Genomic DNA, 15,541 nt, shown 5'->3' on the forward strand with positions numbered 1-15,541 from the left:
CGCGCTCACTTTCACTAAAGTTCAGTCAGGCTGCCTTTAGGCAACCTGAGCCTTGGTCATCGGCACCACGTCGCGTCCCTTCAGGACGTCCATGGCCGCCAGCACGCCGCCGCTTCGGTGCGGGATCTTCGCAAGGTCGAGGCCCATCTCGACGCCGGCGAGCGTGCCCATCAGCATCAGATCGTTGAAATGGCCGATATGGCCGATGCGGAACACCTTGCCCTTCACCTTGTTCAGGCCGGTGCCGAGCGACATGTCGAAGTTTTCCAGCACAACCTTGCGGAAGGCGTCGGCATCAAAGCCCTCGGGCACGCGCACGCCGGTCAGCGCCGGAGAATGCGCGGCGGGATCGGCACATTGCGTCTCCAGGCCCCAGACCTTGACCGCAGCGCGCGTCGCGGCGCTGTGGCGCTTGTGGCGGGTCCAGACGTTCTCCAGCCCCTCCTCCTCCAGCATCTTCACCGCCTCGCGCAGGCCGTAGAGCAGGTTCGTCGCGGGCGTGTAGGGGAAGGTGCCGAGCTTGTTGAAGCTGATGACCGCCTGCCAGTCCCAGTAGGAGCGCATGCCCGGATTGGCCCTGGCGACCGCGAGCGCCTTCTCCGAGACGGCGTTGAAGCCGAGGCCCGGCGGCAGCATCAGGCCCTTCTGCGAGCCCGCGACCGAAACGTCGATGCCCCAGGCATCGTGCTCATATTCCATCGAGCCGAGGCCGGAGATGGTGTCGACCATCAGCAGCGCCGGATGCTTGGTGCGGTCGAGGATCTTGCGCACCTCCAAGGGAGGAGTCACGCAGCCGGTCGAGGTCTCGTTGTGCACGACGCAGACCGCCTTGATAGCGTGCTGCTTGTCGGCGGCAAGGCGCTTCTCGATCTCGGCGAGGTCGGCGCCATGGCGCCAGTCGCTCGGGATGAAGTCGACGTCGAGCTTGAACTTGTCGGCGATCCCGCGCCAGAGGACGGCGAACTGGCCGGTCTCGCACATCAGGACCTTGTCGCCGGGCGCAAACACGTTGACCATCGCCGCTTCCCAGGCGCCGGTACCGGACGAGGGGAAGATGATCACGGGCTGCTTGGTGCGGAACACGCGCTGCATCGCGGCAAGCACGGCAAAGCCGAGCTCGGCGAACTCCGGACCGCGATGGTCCAAAGTCGGCATGTCCATCGCCCGCAGCACCCGATCGGGCACGTTGGTCGGTCCTGGAATCTGTAAGAAATGCCTTCCAGTATGCACGGTCATCGGCGTCCTTCCCGGTCTTGCCTTGAATTTGATGGGCGCCGAATAGCACCATTTGACCGGCTTGTCCCCTCCTCCAAAGGGCCGTTCGGGGATGGCGGACCACCTTTAGGTGCCGACGATCTTCAGGTGCGGGCCGGCATTGCCCTGCGGGCGCTGCTCCAGCAGCTTCATGGCGACATCGACACCGCCGGAGCGGTGCGGCACGCCCGCCACCGACAGGCCCATCTCGACACCGGTGAGCGCGCCGAGCAGCGTCGGCGCATTGCATTCGCCGAGATGGCCGATGCGGAAGACTTTGCCGGCAACTTTCGACAGGCCCGAGCCGAGCGACATGTTGTAATTGTCGAGCACGACTTTCCGGAACTGATCGGCATCATGCCCCGGCGGCATCAGCACGGCCGTGAGCACCGGCGAGAACTCCGACGGCTCCTGGCAGAGCACTTCGAGGCCCCAATGATTGACGGCGGCGCGCGTCGCGGCGGCGAGCCGCTGATGCCGCGCAAAAACATTGTCGAGCCCCTCCTCGAGCAGCATCGCGATCGCCTCGCGCAGGCCGTAGAGCAGATTGGTCGCGGGTGTATAGGGGAAGAAGCCCTTGGCGTTGGGCTTGAGCATCTCCTCCCAGTCGAAATAGGAGCGCGGCATCTTGTTGGTCTTGGACGCAGCCAGCGCCTTTTCCGAGATCGCGTTGAAGCCGAGGCCGGGCGGCAGCATGAAACCCTTCTGCGAGCAGCTGACGCTGACATCGACCTTCCACTCGTCGTGGCGGTAGTCGACCGAGCCGAGCGAGGAGATGGTGTCGACCATCAAGAGCGCCGGATGCGATGCGCGGTCGATCGCGGCGCGGATCTCGGCGATGCGGCTGGTCGCGCCGGTCGAGGTCTCGTTGTGCACGACCATCACGGCCTTGATGGTGCGCGCGGTGTCCTCGGCGAGCTTGGCCTCGATCACCGCCGGATCGGCGCCGCGGCGCCAGTCGCCCGGGACGAAATCGACCTCGATGCCGAAGCGGCCGGCCATCTGCCGCCACATCGTGGCGAAGTGGCCGGTCTCGACCATCAGCACCTTGTCGCCCGGCGACAGCGTGTTGACAATCGCGGCCTCCCAGGCGCCCGTCCCAGACGAGGGGAAGATCACGACCGGCGCCGTGGTCTGGAAGATCTTCTGGCTGCCTTCGAGCACGGTCCGGCCGAGCTCGCCGAATTCGGCGCTGCGGTGGTCGATGACAGGCATGTCCATCGCGCGCAGGACGCGCTCGGGGACCGGGCTCGGGCCCGGAATCTGCAGGAAATGGCGTCCCTGAGGCATGAAAAAGCTCCCTTTCGGCGGGTTATGGCCGGCTCTGTCAAACTATTTTGCATTCATTTTTTGTCCATTCAATCGAAATCTGGTATTCGATTGCGGAGCGTCGACGCGACCAATCGGGCAAACTACTGTGCTGCAGATGAAATCCACGATTCCCGACACCGGGGTTCCGATCACCCCGACCTCCAGCCAGGAAAACCGTCACGAGGCCTCGCTGCATGGCGAGATCCTGCTGCGGCTGCGCGACTACGTGGTCGAAGGCAATATTCCCGAAGGCGCGCGCGTTCCCGAGCGGCAGCTCTGCCAGATGCTCGGCATCTCCCGCACGCCGCTGCGCGAGGCGCTCAAGGTGCTCGCGGCCGAAGGGCTGATCGAGCTGTTGCCCAACCGCGGCGCACGCGTGCGCCAGCTCAGCCTGCGCGACCTGGAAGAACTGTTCGACGTCATGGCCGGCCTGGAAAGCCTGGCTGGGCGCCTCGCCTGCGAAACCATCACGGATGCGGAAATCACGGCGATCGAGCAGCTGCATTACGAGATGTACGGCCATTACCTGCATCGCGACATGCACGGTTATTTCCAGGCCAATCAGCGCATCCACGAGAGCATCGTTGCGGCCGCGCGAAACGAGACCCTGAAGACCGCCTACGCCAATTTTGCTGGCCGGATCCGACGCGTCCGCTACTCCGCCAATTTCGCCCGCAAGCGGCAGCGCTGGGCGGAAGCCATGCGCGAGCACGAGGCCATCCTCGATGCGTTGCGCCGACGGGCCGCGAGCGAGCTCAGCGACATCCTGTTCCAGCATCTGCGCAACAAGCGGACGGCCGCGATCGAGCACCTGACCGAGCCCCCAGAGGGCGCGCCGGCACTGCCTTGAGGGCGCCCGGCTTGCTCATTTTGCATTCAAAATATAATCGGTCAGGAACCATAATGAATATCCCAGCAAGGCTGAGCTCTACTGGGTCAGTCCGGGATCAGGGATGATGAACGCCTCCTCGCTCGAACGGCGCCTGCGGTCGGAATTGACCGGCGACGTCCTGTTCGACGGCTTCAGCCGCGGCCGTTACGCCACCGACGCCTCGTTCTACCAGATCATGCCATCAGGCGTGGTGGTCCCCAAGACCATGGACGAGGCCTTGCGGGCGCTGGCGATCGCACGCGACGAGGGGCTGAAGGTCACTCCGCGCGGCGGTGGCACCTCGCAATGCGGCCAGACCGTCAATGACGGGCTCGTAGTCGATCTCTCCAAGCACCTCAATCAGATCCTGTCGCTCGATGTCGAAGGCCGCACCTGCGTGGTCGAGCCCGGGATCGTGCTCGACGACCTCAACCGTCAGCTCAAAAAGCACGGCCTGTGGTTTCCGGTCGACGTCTCCACGGCCTCCCGCGCCACCATCGGCGGCATGGCCGGCAACAATTCCTGCGGCGGCCGCTCGCTTCGCTACGGCACCATGCGCGACAACACGCTGTCGATGGAAGCCAGCCTCGCCGACGGCACGCTCAGCCGCTTCGGCGAGGTCTCGCGCGATCTCTCCGACCTCGAGGCCGGCGACAGCACCCGCGCGCTGTTCCGCGACATGCTCGACCTCGGCACCCGCGAGGCCGACGAGATCGCGGCGCGCTTCCCGAAGGTGCAGCGCCGCGTCGGCGGCTACAATCTCGATGCGCTGGTGCCGCGCAATGCGCCGAACAACATGGCGCATCTTCTGGTCGGCTCCGAAGGCACCCTCGCCTTCTCCACCAAGGTCGAGCTGAAGCTCTGGCCCGTGATCCGCAACAAGGCCCTCGGCGTCTGCCATTTCGGCAGCTTCTACGAAGCGATGGACGCAGCCCAGCACCTCGTCAAGCTGAAGCCGATCGCAGTCGAGCTGGTCGACCGCACCATGATCGCGCTCGGCCGCGACATCGCGATGTTCGCACCCGTCATCTCCGCGGCGATCAAGGGCGATCCGGATGCCGTGCTGGTGGTCGAATTCGCCGAAGAGGACCAAGCCGACAACCTGGTGCGCCTCAAGCAGCTTACGGAGCTGATGGGCGATCTCGGCTTCGGCTGGAACAACGACACGCGCAAATGGGGCGGCGTGGTGGAGATCACCGAGCCGGCGCTGCAGAGCGGCATTGCCGACTTCCGCGCGGCCGGGCTCAACGTCATGATGTCGATGAAGCAGGAGGGCAAGCCGGTCTCCTTCGTCGAGGACTGCGCCGTGCCGCTGCCGCACCTCGCCGACTACACCGCGCGGCTGAACGAAGTCTTCGCCAGGCACGGCACCAGCGGCACGATGTACGCGCACGCTTCGGAGGGCTGCCTGCATGTGCGCCCCGTTCTGAACCTGAAGCTGGAGAAAGACGTCAAGGCGATGCGCGCCATCGCCGAAGAGGCTTTCGCGCTGGTGCGCGAGTACAAGGGCTCGCATTCCGGCGAGCATGGCGACGGCCTGGTGCGCTCCGAATTCCACGCCACGATGTTCGGCGAGCGTCTCGTCGCCGACTTCAGGGAGGTGAAGCAGCGCTTCGATCCCGCCGGCGTCCTCAATCCCGGCAAGATCGTCGATGCGCCCAAGATGGACGACCGTTCGCTGTTCCGCTTCAAGCCCGACTATCGCGTCGCGGAGCTCAAGACAAAACTCGACTGGTCGGCTTATCCCGGCGCCGGCGGCGGATTCCAGGGCGCGGTCGAGATGTGCAACAACAACGGCGCCTGTCGCAAGCTCGAGGGCGGCGTGATGTGCCCGTCCTATCGTGCCACGCGCAACGAGAAAGACGTCACTCGCGGCCGCGCCAACACGCTGCGCCTTGCGATCTCCGGCCAGCTCGGCCCCGATGCGCTGTCGTCGGACGAAATGATGGAGACGCTCAAACTCTGCGTCTCCTGCAAGGCCTGCCGCCACGAATGCCCCACCGGCGTCGATATGGCCAAGATGAAGATCGAGGTGCTCGCGGCGCGCGCCGCCTCTCACGGCTTGACGCTACGCGACCGGCTGGTCGGATATCTGCCGCGCTATGCCGGCCTGGCTTCGCGCTTCGCGCCGCTGGCGAATGCGCGCAACAGCAGCCCGCTGTTGCGAAAGCTGTTCGAGCGCTTTGCCGGCATCAGCGCGCGCCGGGCGCTCCCCGCCTTCCGCAGCGATGTGTTCATACCGCCCGCCGAAAGCGTTGGCCCGGACACCGGCCGCGAGGTCGTGCTGTTCACTGATACTTTCAACCGCATCTATGAGCGCGAGAATCTGGACGCGGCGCTGCGCGTGCTCACGGCCGGCGGCTATCGCGTGCATCTGCCCAAACCTGCGAGCGGCAGCCGTCCGCTGTGCTGCGGCCGCACGTTCCTCTCGGCCGGTCTCGTTGACGAAGCCAAGGCGGAGCTCGACCGGCTCGTGGCCGTCTACGCGCCGTTCGCCGCGCGCGGCGTGCCGATCGTCGGCCTCGAGCCGAGCTGCCTGTTGACGCTGCGCGACGAGCTCGCTTCGCTGCGCAAGGACAACGATGCCAAGGCGGTCGGCGCCCATGCGCTGACCTTCGAGGAGTTTCTGGTACGTGAGGCCGAGGCCGGAAGGCTGCAACTGCCGCTCGGCATTGTCGCGGACAAGGCCGTCGTGCACGGCCATTGCCATCAAAAATCCTTCGGCGCCTTCAAGCCGGTCGAGCAGGTGCTGCGCCTCGTCCCGGGCCTTGAGGTCAAGACCATCGAGTCGAGCTGCTGCGGCATGGCCGGCGCGTTCGGCTATGGTGCGGATACCTACGACGCCTCGATCGAAATGGCCGAGCTGTCGCTGCTGCCGGCCGTGCGACGCGCGGACCGGGATACGCTCGTCGTCGCCGATGGCACCTCATGCCGGCACCAGATCCGCGACGGCACGAAGCGCGAAGCGCTTCACGTCGCGCGTGTGCTGGCCATGAGCCTCGATCGCGCCAAATCCACTTCTCCAGCTGCAAAGGAAACCAGCCATGGCTGACCTCACCCTCGACACCGCCCGAAAAATCCTCGACGCCGCCTTCGCGAAGGCCGGCGAGCTGAAGTTGAAGCCGCTGGTCGTGACCATTCTCGATGCCCGCGGCGTGCTCAAGCTCGCGGCGGCGCAGGACGGGACCAGCCTGATGCGCGCCGAAATTGCGCATGGCAAGGCCTATGGCGCCCTCGCGATGGGCATGGGCTCGCGCGCTTTGTTCCAGCGCGCGCAGGAGCAGGCCTATTTCATCGATGCCGTGAACACGATTGCCAAGGGCGCACTGGTGCCGGTCCCCGGCGGCGTGCTGATCATGGACGGCACGACCTTGCTTGGCGCGGTCGGTGTTTCTGGCGACACCTCCGACAATGACGAGGCCTGCGCGGTGGCGGGAATTCAGGCGGCGGGGCTGAAGGCGAACGCGGGGTGAGCTCGTCATTCCGGGGCGCGCGCAGCGCGAGCCCGGAATCCATCGTGCAGCAGATTATATCGACAAATGGATTCCGGGCTCGCGCCAAGTGGCGCGCCCCGGAATGACAGCAGATAGCAGTGCCCCTGCCTCCTACCTCCCCGTCCAGACCGGCTTCCGCTTCTCGCTGAACGCCTTCAGGCCTTCCTTGGCGTCCTCGGTCATCGCGAGCAGCGCGATCTGGCTTTCGGTGTAGGCAATGCTCTCGTCGAACGACATCGAGGCGATCGCGCGCATGGCGTATTTGCCGCGGCGGATCGCGGTCGGGGATTTGTCGACGATGCGGCCGATCAGCCAGTCGACCTTGGCATCGAGCTCGGCGGCAGGCACGACATAGTTGAGCAGCCCCGCGGCCTGCGCGGCCTTGGCGTCGAACGGCTCGCCCGTGAGCGCCCATTCGTTGACGAGACGGGGCGGAGCGATGCGCTGGAGCAGGCTCAGCACCTGCATCGGAAACACGCCGACCTTCACCTCCGGCAGGCCGAAGACGACGTGATCGGCCCCAACCGCCATGTCGGTCATGCACAACAGACCCATGCCGCCGGCCATGCAGACGCCGGCGACCCGCGCGATGGCGGGCTTGGTGGCGTTCTGTGACAAACGTAACAGATCGGCATAGTCGACATTTGGTTTAGAATGATCCATCGCGAAAGCCGCGCCGGAATTCTGCAAGTCGGCGCCCGCGCAGAACGCCTTGTCGCCCGCGCCCGTCAGCACGACGACGCGGACGTCCTTGTCGTCATGCGCATCGCGATAGGCTCTTGTGATGCCGGCGATGACCTCGCCGTTCAGCGCGTTGCGTTTCTCCGGCCGGTTGATGGTGATCCAGAACGCCTGCCCGCGCTTCTCGGTGATGACAGCTGTGGGGTCGGTCATGGCATGCTCGCTTGCTTGGTCCCGCTTTGCTGCCATTTGCGGCAGGTCGGGCCGCGCGCGCAAGGGCAATCTGCAAGGTCGCGTCACCATAGCGTGTGGGCGCAACTTCGCTTCGCGATTGAATTGGGGCTTGCGCGCGCTATCCTGACCGGAGATTTGATCACCGATGAGCCATTTCATGCGTGCCGCATTCATGTTGTTGCTGGCAGGACTGGTCGTGCTGAGCGGCGGTGCCGCATGTCCTGCGGCCGACGCCGCGAAGATCGCGCTGGTGATCGGCAACGCGAAATATCCCGACAATGAGTTCGTCCTCAGCGACGTCGCCAACGATGCCCAGGACGTCGCCGAGGAGTTGAAGCGCAGCGGCTTTGTCGTCGACAGGCAGAGCAATATCACCGGCGATGCCATGCGGCAGGTGCTGGGCCGCTTCTATGACCGCATCGAGCGCGGCGCGGTGGCGCTGATCTTTTTCGACGGTTTTGCCATCCAGTCCAACCGTCAGACCTATCTGCTGCCGGTCGACGCCCAGATCTGGACCGAGCCGGACGTCTCGCGCGACGGCTTCAGCCTCGACACCATCCTCGCCGAGATGAACACGCGCGGTGCCGCGATCAAGATCGCGCTGATCGACGCCTCCCGCCGCAACCCGTTCGAGCGGCGCTTCCGCCGCTATTCGGCCGGCCTGGCACCGGCGATCGCACCGAGCAATTCGCTGGTGCTCTACTCCGCCGCGCTCGGCGCGGTCACGGCGAGCGGCAAGACCGATCGCAGCCTGTTCATCGCCGAGCTGCTGCGCGAAATGCGCGCGCCGAACATCAGCGCCGAGCAGGCCCTGACCAACACCAAGAACGGCGTGGTTGCCGCCACCAACCGCGAACAAGTGCCCTGGCTGGCCTCCTCGCTGACGACGGACTTCTCGTTCGCAAGCGCGGCGACGCGGCCGCGGGACGACACGGCCCCGACCAAGCCGGAGGCGCAGACAATCGAGCCGCAGAAGCCGGTCTGCGAGGTGCCCCAGGCGGAGCCCGCTCCGAATGCGGACGAGCTGGCACGAGATCCCGTCATCGCCGATCTCAGCCGCAAGATCACCGCCAACGCCAACGATGCCATCGCGCGCTACAAGCGCGGCCAAGTCTACGCGATCAAGCGCGCCTATGCGCTCGCGATGCCGGATTTCGACGCGGTGCTCCGCCGCGCGCCCAAGGACGCGGAAGCCTTGAACAACCGCTGCTGGACCCGGGCTGCGACCGGCGACCTGCAAGGCGCGCTCGCCGACTGCAATCTGGCGCTCCAGATCAACCCGGGCTTGAGCGATGCACTCGACAGCCGCGGGCTCGTCAACCTCAAGCTCGGGCGCAATGCCGAGGCGATCAAGGATTATACCGACGCGATCCAGCGCAACCCGCGCTCCTCATCATCGCTGTACGGCCGCGGCATCGCCGCGCGCAGAAGCGGCGGCGACGGCGCCACCGACATCGCGCAGGCGAAGTCGATGAACCCGAACATCGCGAAGGAATTCGCAGGCTACGGCGTGACGGAATGCGCGCCTTGAGCTGAGGCCGCCTTCCTGATCCAGACCTTGTTGTCGTGGAACGCCGCGCCGCCGATCGGCGCGATGGTGTCCGCGCCCGTCAGCATGTTGATGCCGCGGCCGCCGATGTGGTTGCTGTTGGGATGAACGGATTCGGCAATCAGGACGCCGCGCCGCACGCCCTCGAACAGCGTCGCGATCAGCGTGGTCTCGCCGCGGCCGTTGCCGAGCGTCACCGCATCACCATCGGCGATGCCGAGCGCGGCCGCGTCGAGCGGGTGGATCATCACGCTGGCCCTGCCCTCGCGTGCCTGCGAGGACGGCGTCTCGTTGAAGGTGGTGTTGAGGAAGCTGCGCGAGGGGCTGGTCGCGAGCCGGAACGGATGAACCTGGTCGGTGTGCTCGATCACCGCCCAATGATCCGGCAGATCGGGCATCTTGTCGACATCGCCCATGAGCTGGCCGAACGGCGGATGGGCCCAGTCGGCTTTGAAATGGAATTTGCCGTCGGCGTGAGCGAAGCCGTCGAGATAATGCGAGGTGCGGAAATCCGGCTGCAGGTCGCGCCAGATGTCGGCTTCGAGGCCGGCGATGTCGCCGTGATTGCTCAGCTGCAGCGTGGCGTCGATCAGTTCGCGCGGGCTCATCTCGAAGCCGGGATGCCTGGCGCCGAGCCGCGGCGCCAGGGCCTGCAACACCTCGTGGTTGGAGCGGCATTCGCCGGGTGGGTCGATCAGCTTCGGCCCGACCGAGATGTGCTGGTGGCCGCCGCCGTAATAGAGGTCGTCATGCTCCATGAACATGGTCGCCGGCAGCACGATGTCGGCCATCTGCGCCGTCTCGGTCATGAACTGCTCGTGCACCGCAACGAACAGATCCTCGCGCGCAAAGCCCTGCCGGACCAGCGCCTGCTCCGGCGCCACCGTCATCGGATTGGTGTTCTGGATCAGCATCGCCTTGACCGGGCCCTTGCCCTGCAGAGCTTCGGCATCGCCGGTGAGGATGCGTCCGATCTGCGACTGGTCGAGCGCGCGCGTCGACTTGTCGATGGCGTCGTGGGCCTCGATGATGGATTCGTTGAAATGCCACAGCGCGTAATTGTTGAAGAAGGCGCCGCCGCCTTCATACTGCCAGGCGCCGGTCACCGCGGGAATGCAATTTGCCGCGTGCATCTGAGTGGCACCATTGCGGCTGCGCGTAAAGCCATAGCCAAAGCGGAAGAACGTGCGCTTGGTTTCACCGACGGTCTTGGCGAAGGCCTCGATCTCCGAGACCGGGACGCCGCAAATGGCGGAGGCCCATTCCGGCGTGCGCGTCTTGAGATGCGCCTCGAGCTCGGCCGGGCAATCGGTGTATTTGTCCATGTAGGCGCGGTCGGCATAGCCGTCGCGGAACAGGACATGCATGACGCCGCAGGCGAAGGCGCCGTCGGTGCCGGGGCGCAGGATGATCTTGATGTCGGCCTGCTTCATGGTCTCGTTGTCGTAGATGTCGACCGCCGCGATCTTCGCGCCGCGCTCCTTGCGGGCGCGCGAGGCGTGCGTCATCACGTTGACTTGGGTGTTGACGGGATTGGTGCCCCAGATCACGACGAGATCGGACAGCGCCATCTCGCGCGGGTCGACGCCGGCGATCTTGCCGGTGCCGATCGCAAAGCCGATGCGCGCGACATTGGCGCAGATGGTCTGATAGAATCGCGAATATTTCTTCACATGCGTGAGACGGTTGAGCCCGTCGCGCATCACGAGGCCCATCGTGCCGGCGTAGTAATAGGGCCAGACCGATTCCGCGCCGAATTCGCGCTCGGCCGCATTGAAGCGGTGGCCGATTTCGTCCAAGGCCTCGTCCCAGGAGATCCGCGCGAACTGACCCGAACCTTTGGGGCCGGTGCGGCGCAGCGGATAAATCAGCCGCTCGGGGTGATGGATGCGCTCGGCATAACGGGCGACCTTGGCGCAGACGACGCCGGCGGTGTAGGTCTGCTTTTTCGAACCGCGGACCCGGCCGATGCTGCGGCCTTCGACCACCTCGACATCGAGGGCGCAGGCCGAGGGGCAATCATGCGGGCAGGTCGAATGGCGGATCTCGATCTTCGTGTCGATCTTGGCGTGCTGGTTCATGTCCCAGTTCGTAACACCAAAATACCGGCCAGCCGAGCGCATTTATCCGGCAAGCCCCATGCGATTTGCTCAAGCCCCGCGCGCGCCGGAGCTTCCTGCTGCGGTTGCGAAGGAAGCCCAGCGAGATGGCCGCGCTACGCAAAAGCGCAACCCGAGCTGCGCCTTTCGCTATTTGTGCAACTGGGTGAGACCGGTCGGCGGACCGTCGACAGCGGTCCAGCCGCCGTCGACGAACAGCGTGCTGCCGCTGACATAGCTCGCGGCGTCCGAGGCGAGATAGGCGACGGCGGTTGCGACCTCGTCGGCGCTGCTCCAGCGGTTGAACACGGTGTGGCCGGCGTAGAGATTGTAGATGTCCGGGCGCTGCTTGAAGGGGCCGGTCAGCGCGGTCTCGGCGATGCTCGGCGCGATCGCATTGACGCGCACGCCGGCGTGCCCGACCTCGGAGGCAAAGCCCTTCACCAGGAGGCCGATCGCCGCCTTGGTCGAGCCGTAGACGCCGAGGCCCGGCTCGATGGTCACCGCGCGGACCGAGGAGCAGGCGATGATGCTGCCGCCCTTCTGCGCGACCATGATGCGGCCGAAGGCCTGGAAGAAAAAGACCGTGCCCTTGACATTGAGGTTGAGAACGCGGTCGAGATCCTCCTCGGTGTAGTCGAGGATGGTCTTGCGGATGTTGAGCCCCGGTGTCGTCACGGCGATGTCGAGCCGCGGAAATTTCTGCATCACGGTTTTCGCGAGTGCGTCGACGTCCGCGGCGCTCGCAGCGTCGCAAGCCGCTGCTTCCGCCCAGCCGCCCCTCTCGCGAATGCCGGCGGCGGTCGCCTCCGCTGCGTCGAGCGCGCGATCGGCGCAGACGACGCGGGCACCGAGATCCGCAAGCGCTTCGGCCGACGACTTGCCGATGCCGGATGCGGCGCCGAGAACGAGCGCGGTCTTGCCGGTGAGATCGAAGAGCTTGCGATAGTCCGTCACTGACAATGTCTCCCTGGTGCGGCTAGCCCTTGTAGCCCATCAAGAGGCGCGGCAGCCACAGCGAGAATGCAGGGACGTAGGTCACGAACATCAGTGCTGCGATGAGCGCAGCATAGAACGGCAGGATGGTGCGCATCACCGCGCCGACCGAGATGCCGCCGATGGCGCAGCCGACGAATTGCGTGGTTCCGACCGGCGGCGTGTTGAGCCCGAGCGCGCAATTGATCAGCATCAGCATGCCGAACTGCACCGGGTCCATGCCCGCCTTCATCGCGATCGGCAGGAAGATCGGGGTGCAGATCAGGATGGTCGCCGCCATGTCCATGAACGTGCCGAGCACGAACAGGATGATGTTGATGAGCAGGAAGATCACCCAGGGCTGCGTCGACACCTTGCTCATCATCGCGCCGGCGAGATCCGCCACCTCGTAGAGTCCCATCAGGTACTGGAACATGGTGGAGACGCCGATCAAAAGCAGCACCACCCCCGTCGTCTTCACCGCCTTGGCGGCTGCGCGCAGGAAGTTGCCCCAGGTCATGGTGCGGTAGATGAAGAAGGTCAGCAGGATCGTGTAGGTGACGGCGATGGCCGCCGATTCGGTTGCCGTGAAGACGCCGGACAGGATGCCGGCCAGGATGATCCCGACGATCAGAAGTCCCGGCAGCGCGGCCGCCAGCGAGCGGACGACCTCGGCCCAGCCCGGGAACTTGCCGGCCGGATAGCCGCGCTTCACCGCGACTGCGTAGGCGGCAACCAGCATGCAGACCATCAGCACCAGCGCCGGCAGGAGGCCGGCGGCGATCAGCGCGCCGATCGAGACCTTGCCGCCGGCCGCCAGGGCATAGATGATCATGTTGTGGCTGGTCGGCATCAAGGCGCCCACGAGCGAGGCGTGGGTGGTGACGTTGACGGCGTAATCGGTGTCGAAGCCCTCCTTCTTCATCATCGGGATCATCACCGCGCCCATCGCCGACACGTCGGCCACGGGGGAGCCCGAGACGCCGCCGAACAGCGTGCAGGCGACCACGTTCGACATGCCGAGACCGCCGCGGATGTGCCCGACGAGGTTCTTGGCGAGCTGCACGATCTTGTCGGCGACGCCGCCATGCAGCATCAGCTCACCGCTGAAGACGAAGAACGGAATGGCGAGGAAGGAGAAGATGTTCATCCCCGACATCATCTGCTGGAAGATGACGGCGACCGGCAGGCCCTCGTAGAGGATGGTGCAGATGGCCGACAGGCCAATCGCAAAGGCGACCGGGACGCCGAGGATCAAAAAGCCGAAGAAGGTGGCGCCGAGGATGATCAGTTCCATGACGGGACGACCTCTTCGCCGCGCAGGAGAGCAATGATGTGCTCGATGGAAAATGAGACGATCAGGATGCCGGAGGCGATCAGCGGCACATAGCGGATCACTTCGGGCAGACCGAGATTGGGGATCTTCACGGTGCCGACCGACGCGCCGAGGATCCAGCCGTTATAGGCCATGGCAAGGCCGAACACGGCGACCAGAACGTGGATCACGATCTCGATCTTCTCCCGCACGCGATCCGAGAGCATGACCAGCAGGCTGTCCATGCCGATATGCCCGGCATCGCGTACGCCGACGGCGGCGCCGATCAGCGTGACGTAGAGAATCAGGACCAGTGCCAAATTCTCCGTCCAGGTCGGGCTGGAGTTGAGCACGTAACGTCCGAACACCTGGTAGAAGACGATGGCGACGATGACGAGCAGGCCGGTCACCGACAGGTACATGCCAAGGCGCGCGATGGGGGCATTGATCCGCGACAGCAAGCCCGTGGACGGGCGTGCCGCTACGGCCCCCTGCTCGTGACTTGCGACGTGTGGGTCTGTCATCCCGCGCCTCCTTTCGGGGTCGTCCGGTGCCGCCTCGCGGCGACGCCGGACCCGATCCCCTGACTTGTCTTACTTCGTGTCCTGGATGCGCTTGACGAGGCTCTGCAGCTTCTCGTCGCCGGCGAACTTCTGGTAGACCGGCTTCATCGCATCGACGAACTCCGCCTTGTTGCCGATCGTGATCACCTGGACGCCGGCGGCCTCGACGGTCTTGCGGGCGGCCTGCTCGCGCGCGTCCCAGAGCTTGCGCATCACGGGCACCGATTCCTTGGCTGCCTTGCGGACCATCGCCTGGTCCTCCTTGCTCAGCGTGTCCCAGACCTTTTTCGAGATTACGAGAACTTCGGGCGCGAGGGAGTGCTCGGTGATGTTGTAGAACTTGGCGGCTTCGAAGTGACGGGAGGATTCGTAGGACGGCCAGTTGTTCTCGGCGGCGTCCACGAGGCCGGTCTTGAGCGCGGTATAGACCTCGCCATAGGGCATCGGCGTCGGGTTGGCCCCAAGGCTCTGGATCATGCCGACCCACAGGTCGGATTGCTGGACGCGGATCTTCAGGCCCTTCAGGTCAGCCAGCGATTTGACCGGCCCCTTGACGGTGTAGATCGAGCGCGCGCCGCTGTCGTAATAGGCAAGGCCGACCAGACCCGCGGGCTCCATGGCTGCCAGGATCTCATCGCCGATCGGACCGTCGAGCACGGTGCGCATGTGCTGCGTGTCCCGGAAGACGAAAGGCAGGCACAAGGCGATGGTCTCGGGCACGAAATTGTTCAGCGGCGATGCGTTGATCCGCATCATGTCGAGCGCGCCGATCTTGAGTTGCTCGATCGTGTCCTTCTCCGAGCCCAGGGCGCCGTTCGGAAACACCTTCACGCCGAGCTTGCCGCCGCTCGCCGCCGCGAGCTGCTGGCCCATGAACTTGACCGCCTCGACGGTCGGATAATCGGCGGGGTGAACGTCGGCAGAGCGGAAATCGCGCGCGGTGGCCAGGGGTGCTGAGACCGCCAGTGCAACGGCTGTGATGATACCGGTGAGCGTCTTCATTTGGGCTTTCCTCCTGGGTTAATTGGATTGATTGTATCGTTGTCGGCCCGGCTGCAGGCCGCCTTGGGTCGCTCCGCTTCAGGTGTGAAGTCAAGCGCCAATGTCGTCCCTAGGGCGGGCGGCATTCTCTGTCCAAGCCAAATCCGGCATCGATCGATGCAAGACTTGCATCGATCGATTTCTGGCGCAATTC

At 65.2% G+C, this 15,541-nt stretch carries 12 protein-coding genes; 4 read left to right on the top strand and 8 right to left on the bottom strand.

From position 1 onward, the window contains the following. Positions 1-36: 36 nt before the first annotated feature. Complete coding sequence (locus XI05_RS21520) at positions 37-1,236, bottom strand: pyridoxal-phosphate-dependent aminotransferase family protein (protein WP_271505351.1); 1,200 nt, start codon at positions 1,234-1,236, stop codon at positions 37-39. Positions 1,237-1,341: 105 nt separating this feature from the next. Next, entirely contained in the window at positions 1,342-2,544 is a 1,203-nt protein-coding gene (locus XI05_RS21525) for a pyridoxal-phosphate-dependent aminotransferase family protein (protein ID WP_271505352.1), read from the bottom strand. A gap of 136 nt (positions 2,545-2,680) precedes the next feature. Between XI05_RS21525 and XI05_RS21530 the strand changes: the two genes are divergently transcribed. From XI05_RS21530 to XI05_RS21540, 3 genes are all read left to right on the top strand, one after another. After that, positions 2,681-3,415 (top strand): GntR family transcriptional regulator, encoded by a 735-nt coding sequence (locus XI05_RS21530; RefSeq protein ID WP_271505353.1) that lies wholly within the window; start codon positions 2,681-2,683, stop codon positions 3,413-3,415. 103 nt (positions 3,416-3,518) lie between these two features. Then, entirely contained in the window at positions 3,519-6,488 is a 2,970-nt protein-coding gene (locus XI05_RS21535; RefSeq protein WP_271505354.1) for an FAD-binding and (Fe-S)-binding domain-containing protein, read from the top strand. Further along, positions 6,481-6,909, top strand: a complete 429-nt coding sequence (locus XI05_RS21540) for a GlcG/HbpS family heme-binding protein (protein ID WP_036007469.1) — start codon at positions 6,481-6,483, stop codon at positions 6,907-6,909. The genes XI05_RS21535 and XI05_RS21540 overlap by 8 nt, the downstream gene beginning before the upstream one ends. Before the next feature lie 132 nt (positions 6,910-7,041). Here the strand turns inward: XI05_RS21540 and XI05_RS21545 are convergent, their stop codons facing one another. Beyond that, positions 7,042-7,824, bottom strand: coding sequence for an enoyl-CoA hydratase/isomerase family protein (locus tag XI05_RS21545; protein ID WP_271505355.1), 783 nt, complete (start codon positions 7,822-7,824; stop codon positions 7,042-7,044). Between the two features lie 178 nt (positions 7,825-8,002). Between XI05_RS21545 and XI05_RS21550 the strand changes: the two genes are divergently transcribed. After that, a complete protein-coding gene (locus XI05_RS21550) occupies positions 8,003-9,376 on the top strand; it encodes a caspase family protein (protein ID WP_271505356.1) in 1,374 nt (457 codons plus the stop codon). Here XI05_RS21550 and XI05_RS21555 read toward each other — a convergent pair. The 5 genes from XI05_RS21555 to XI05_RS21575 all read right to left on the bottom strand — a co-directional run bounded on the left by XI05_RS21555 (position 9,349) and on the right by XI05_RS21575 (position 15,348). Continuing rightward, the gene (locus tag XI05_RS21555) at positions 9,349-11,475 is read right to left on the bottom strand and encodes a molybdopterin oxidoreductase family protein (RefSeq protein WP_271505357.1); all 2,127 of its coding nucleotides are present in this window, start codon (positions 11,473-11,475) and stop codon (positions 9,349-9,351) included. The genes XI05_RS21550 and XI05_RS21555 overlap by 28 nt on opposite strands. A gap of 168 nt (positions 11,476-11,643) precedes the next feature. Then, entirely contained in the window at positions 11,644-12,450 is an 807-nt protein-coding gene (locus tag XI05_RS21560; protein ID WP_271505358.1) for an SDR family NAD(P)-dependent oxidoreductase, read from the bottom strand. 22 nt (positions 12,451-12,472) lie between these two features. Then, on the bottom strand, positions 12,473-13,765 hold the full coding sequence (locus XI05_RS21565; protein ID WP_271505359.1) for a TRAP transporter large permease: 1,293 nt from the start codon (positions 13,763-13,765) through the stop codon (positions 12,473-12,475). Continuing rightward, on the bottom strand, positions 13,756-14,307 hold the full coding sequence (locus tag XI05_RS21570; RefSeq protein ID WP_212255458.1) for a TRAP transporter small permease: 552 nt from the start codon (positions 14,305-14,307) through the stop codon (positions 13,756-13,758). The genes XI05_RS21565 and XI05_RS21570 overlap by 10 nt, the downstream gene beginning before the upstream one ends. Positions 14,308-14,376: 69 nt before the next feature. Further along, a complete protein-coding gene (locus XI05_RS21575) occupies positions 14,377-15,348 on the bottom strand; it encodes a TRAP transporter substrate-binding protein (RefSeq protein ID WP_172785410.1) in 972 nt (323 codons plus the stop codon). Positions 15,349-15,541: the final 193 nt, after the last annotated feature.

Origin of the sequence: Bradyrhizobium sp. CCBAU 11357, from assembly GCF_028128865.1 — a bacterium.
GTDB lineage: Bacteria > Pseudomonadota > Alphaproteobacteria > Rhizobiales > Xanthobacteraceae > Bradyrhizobium.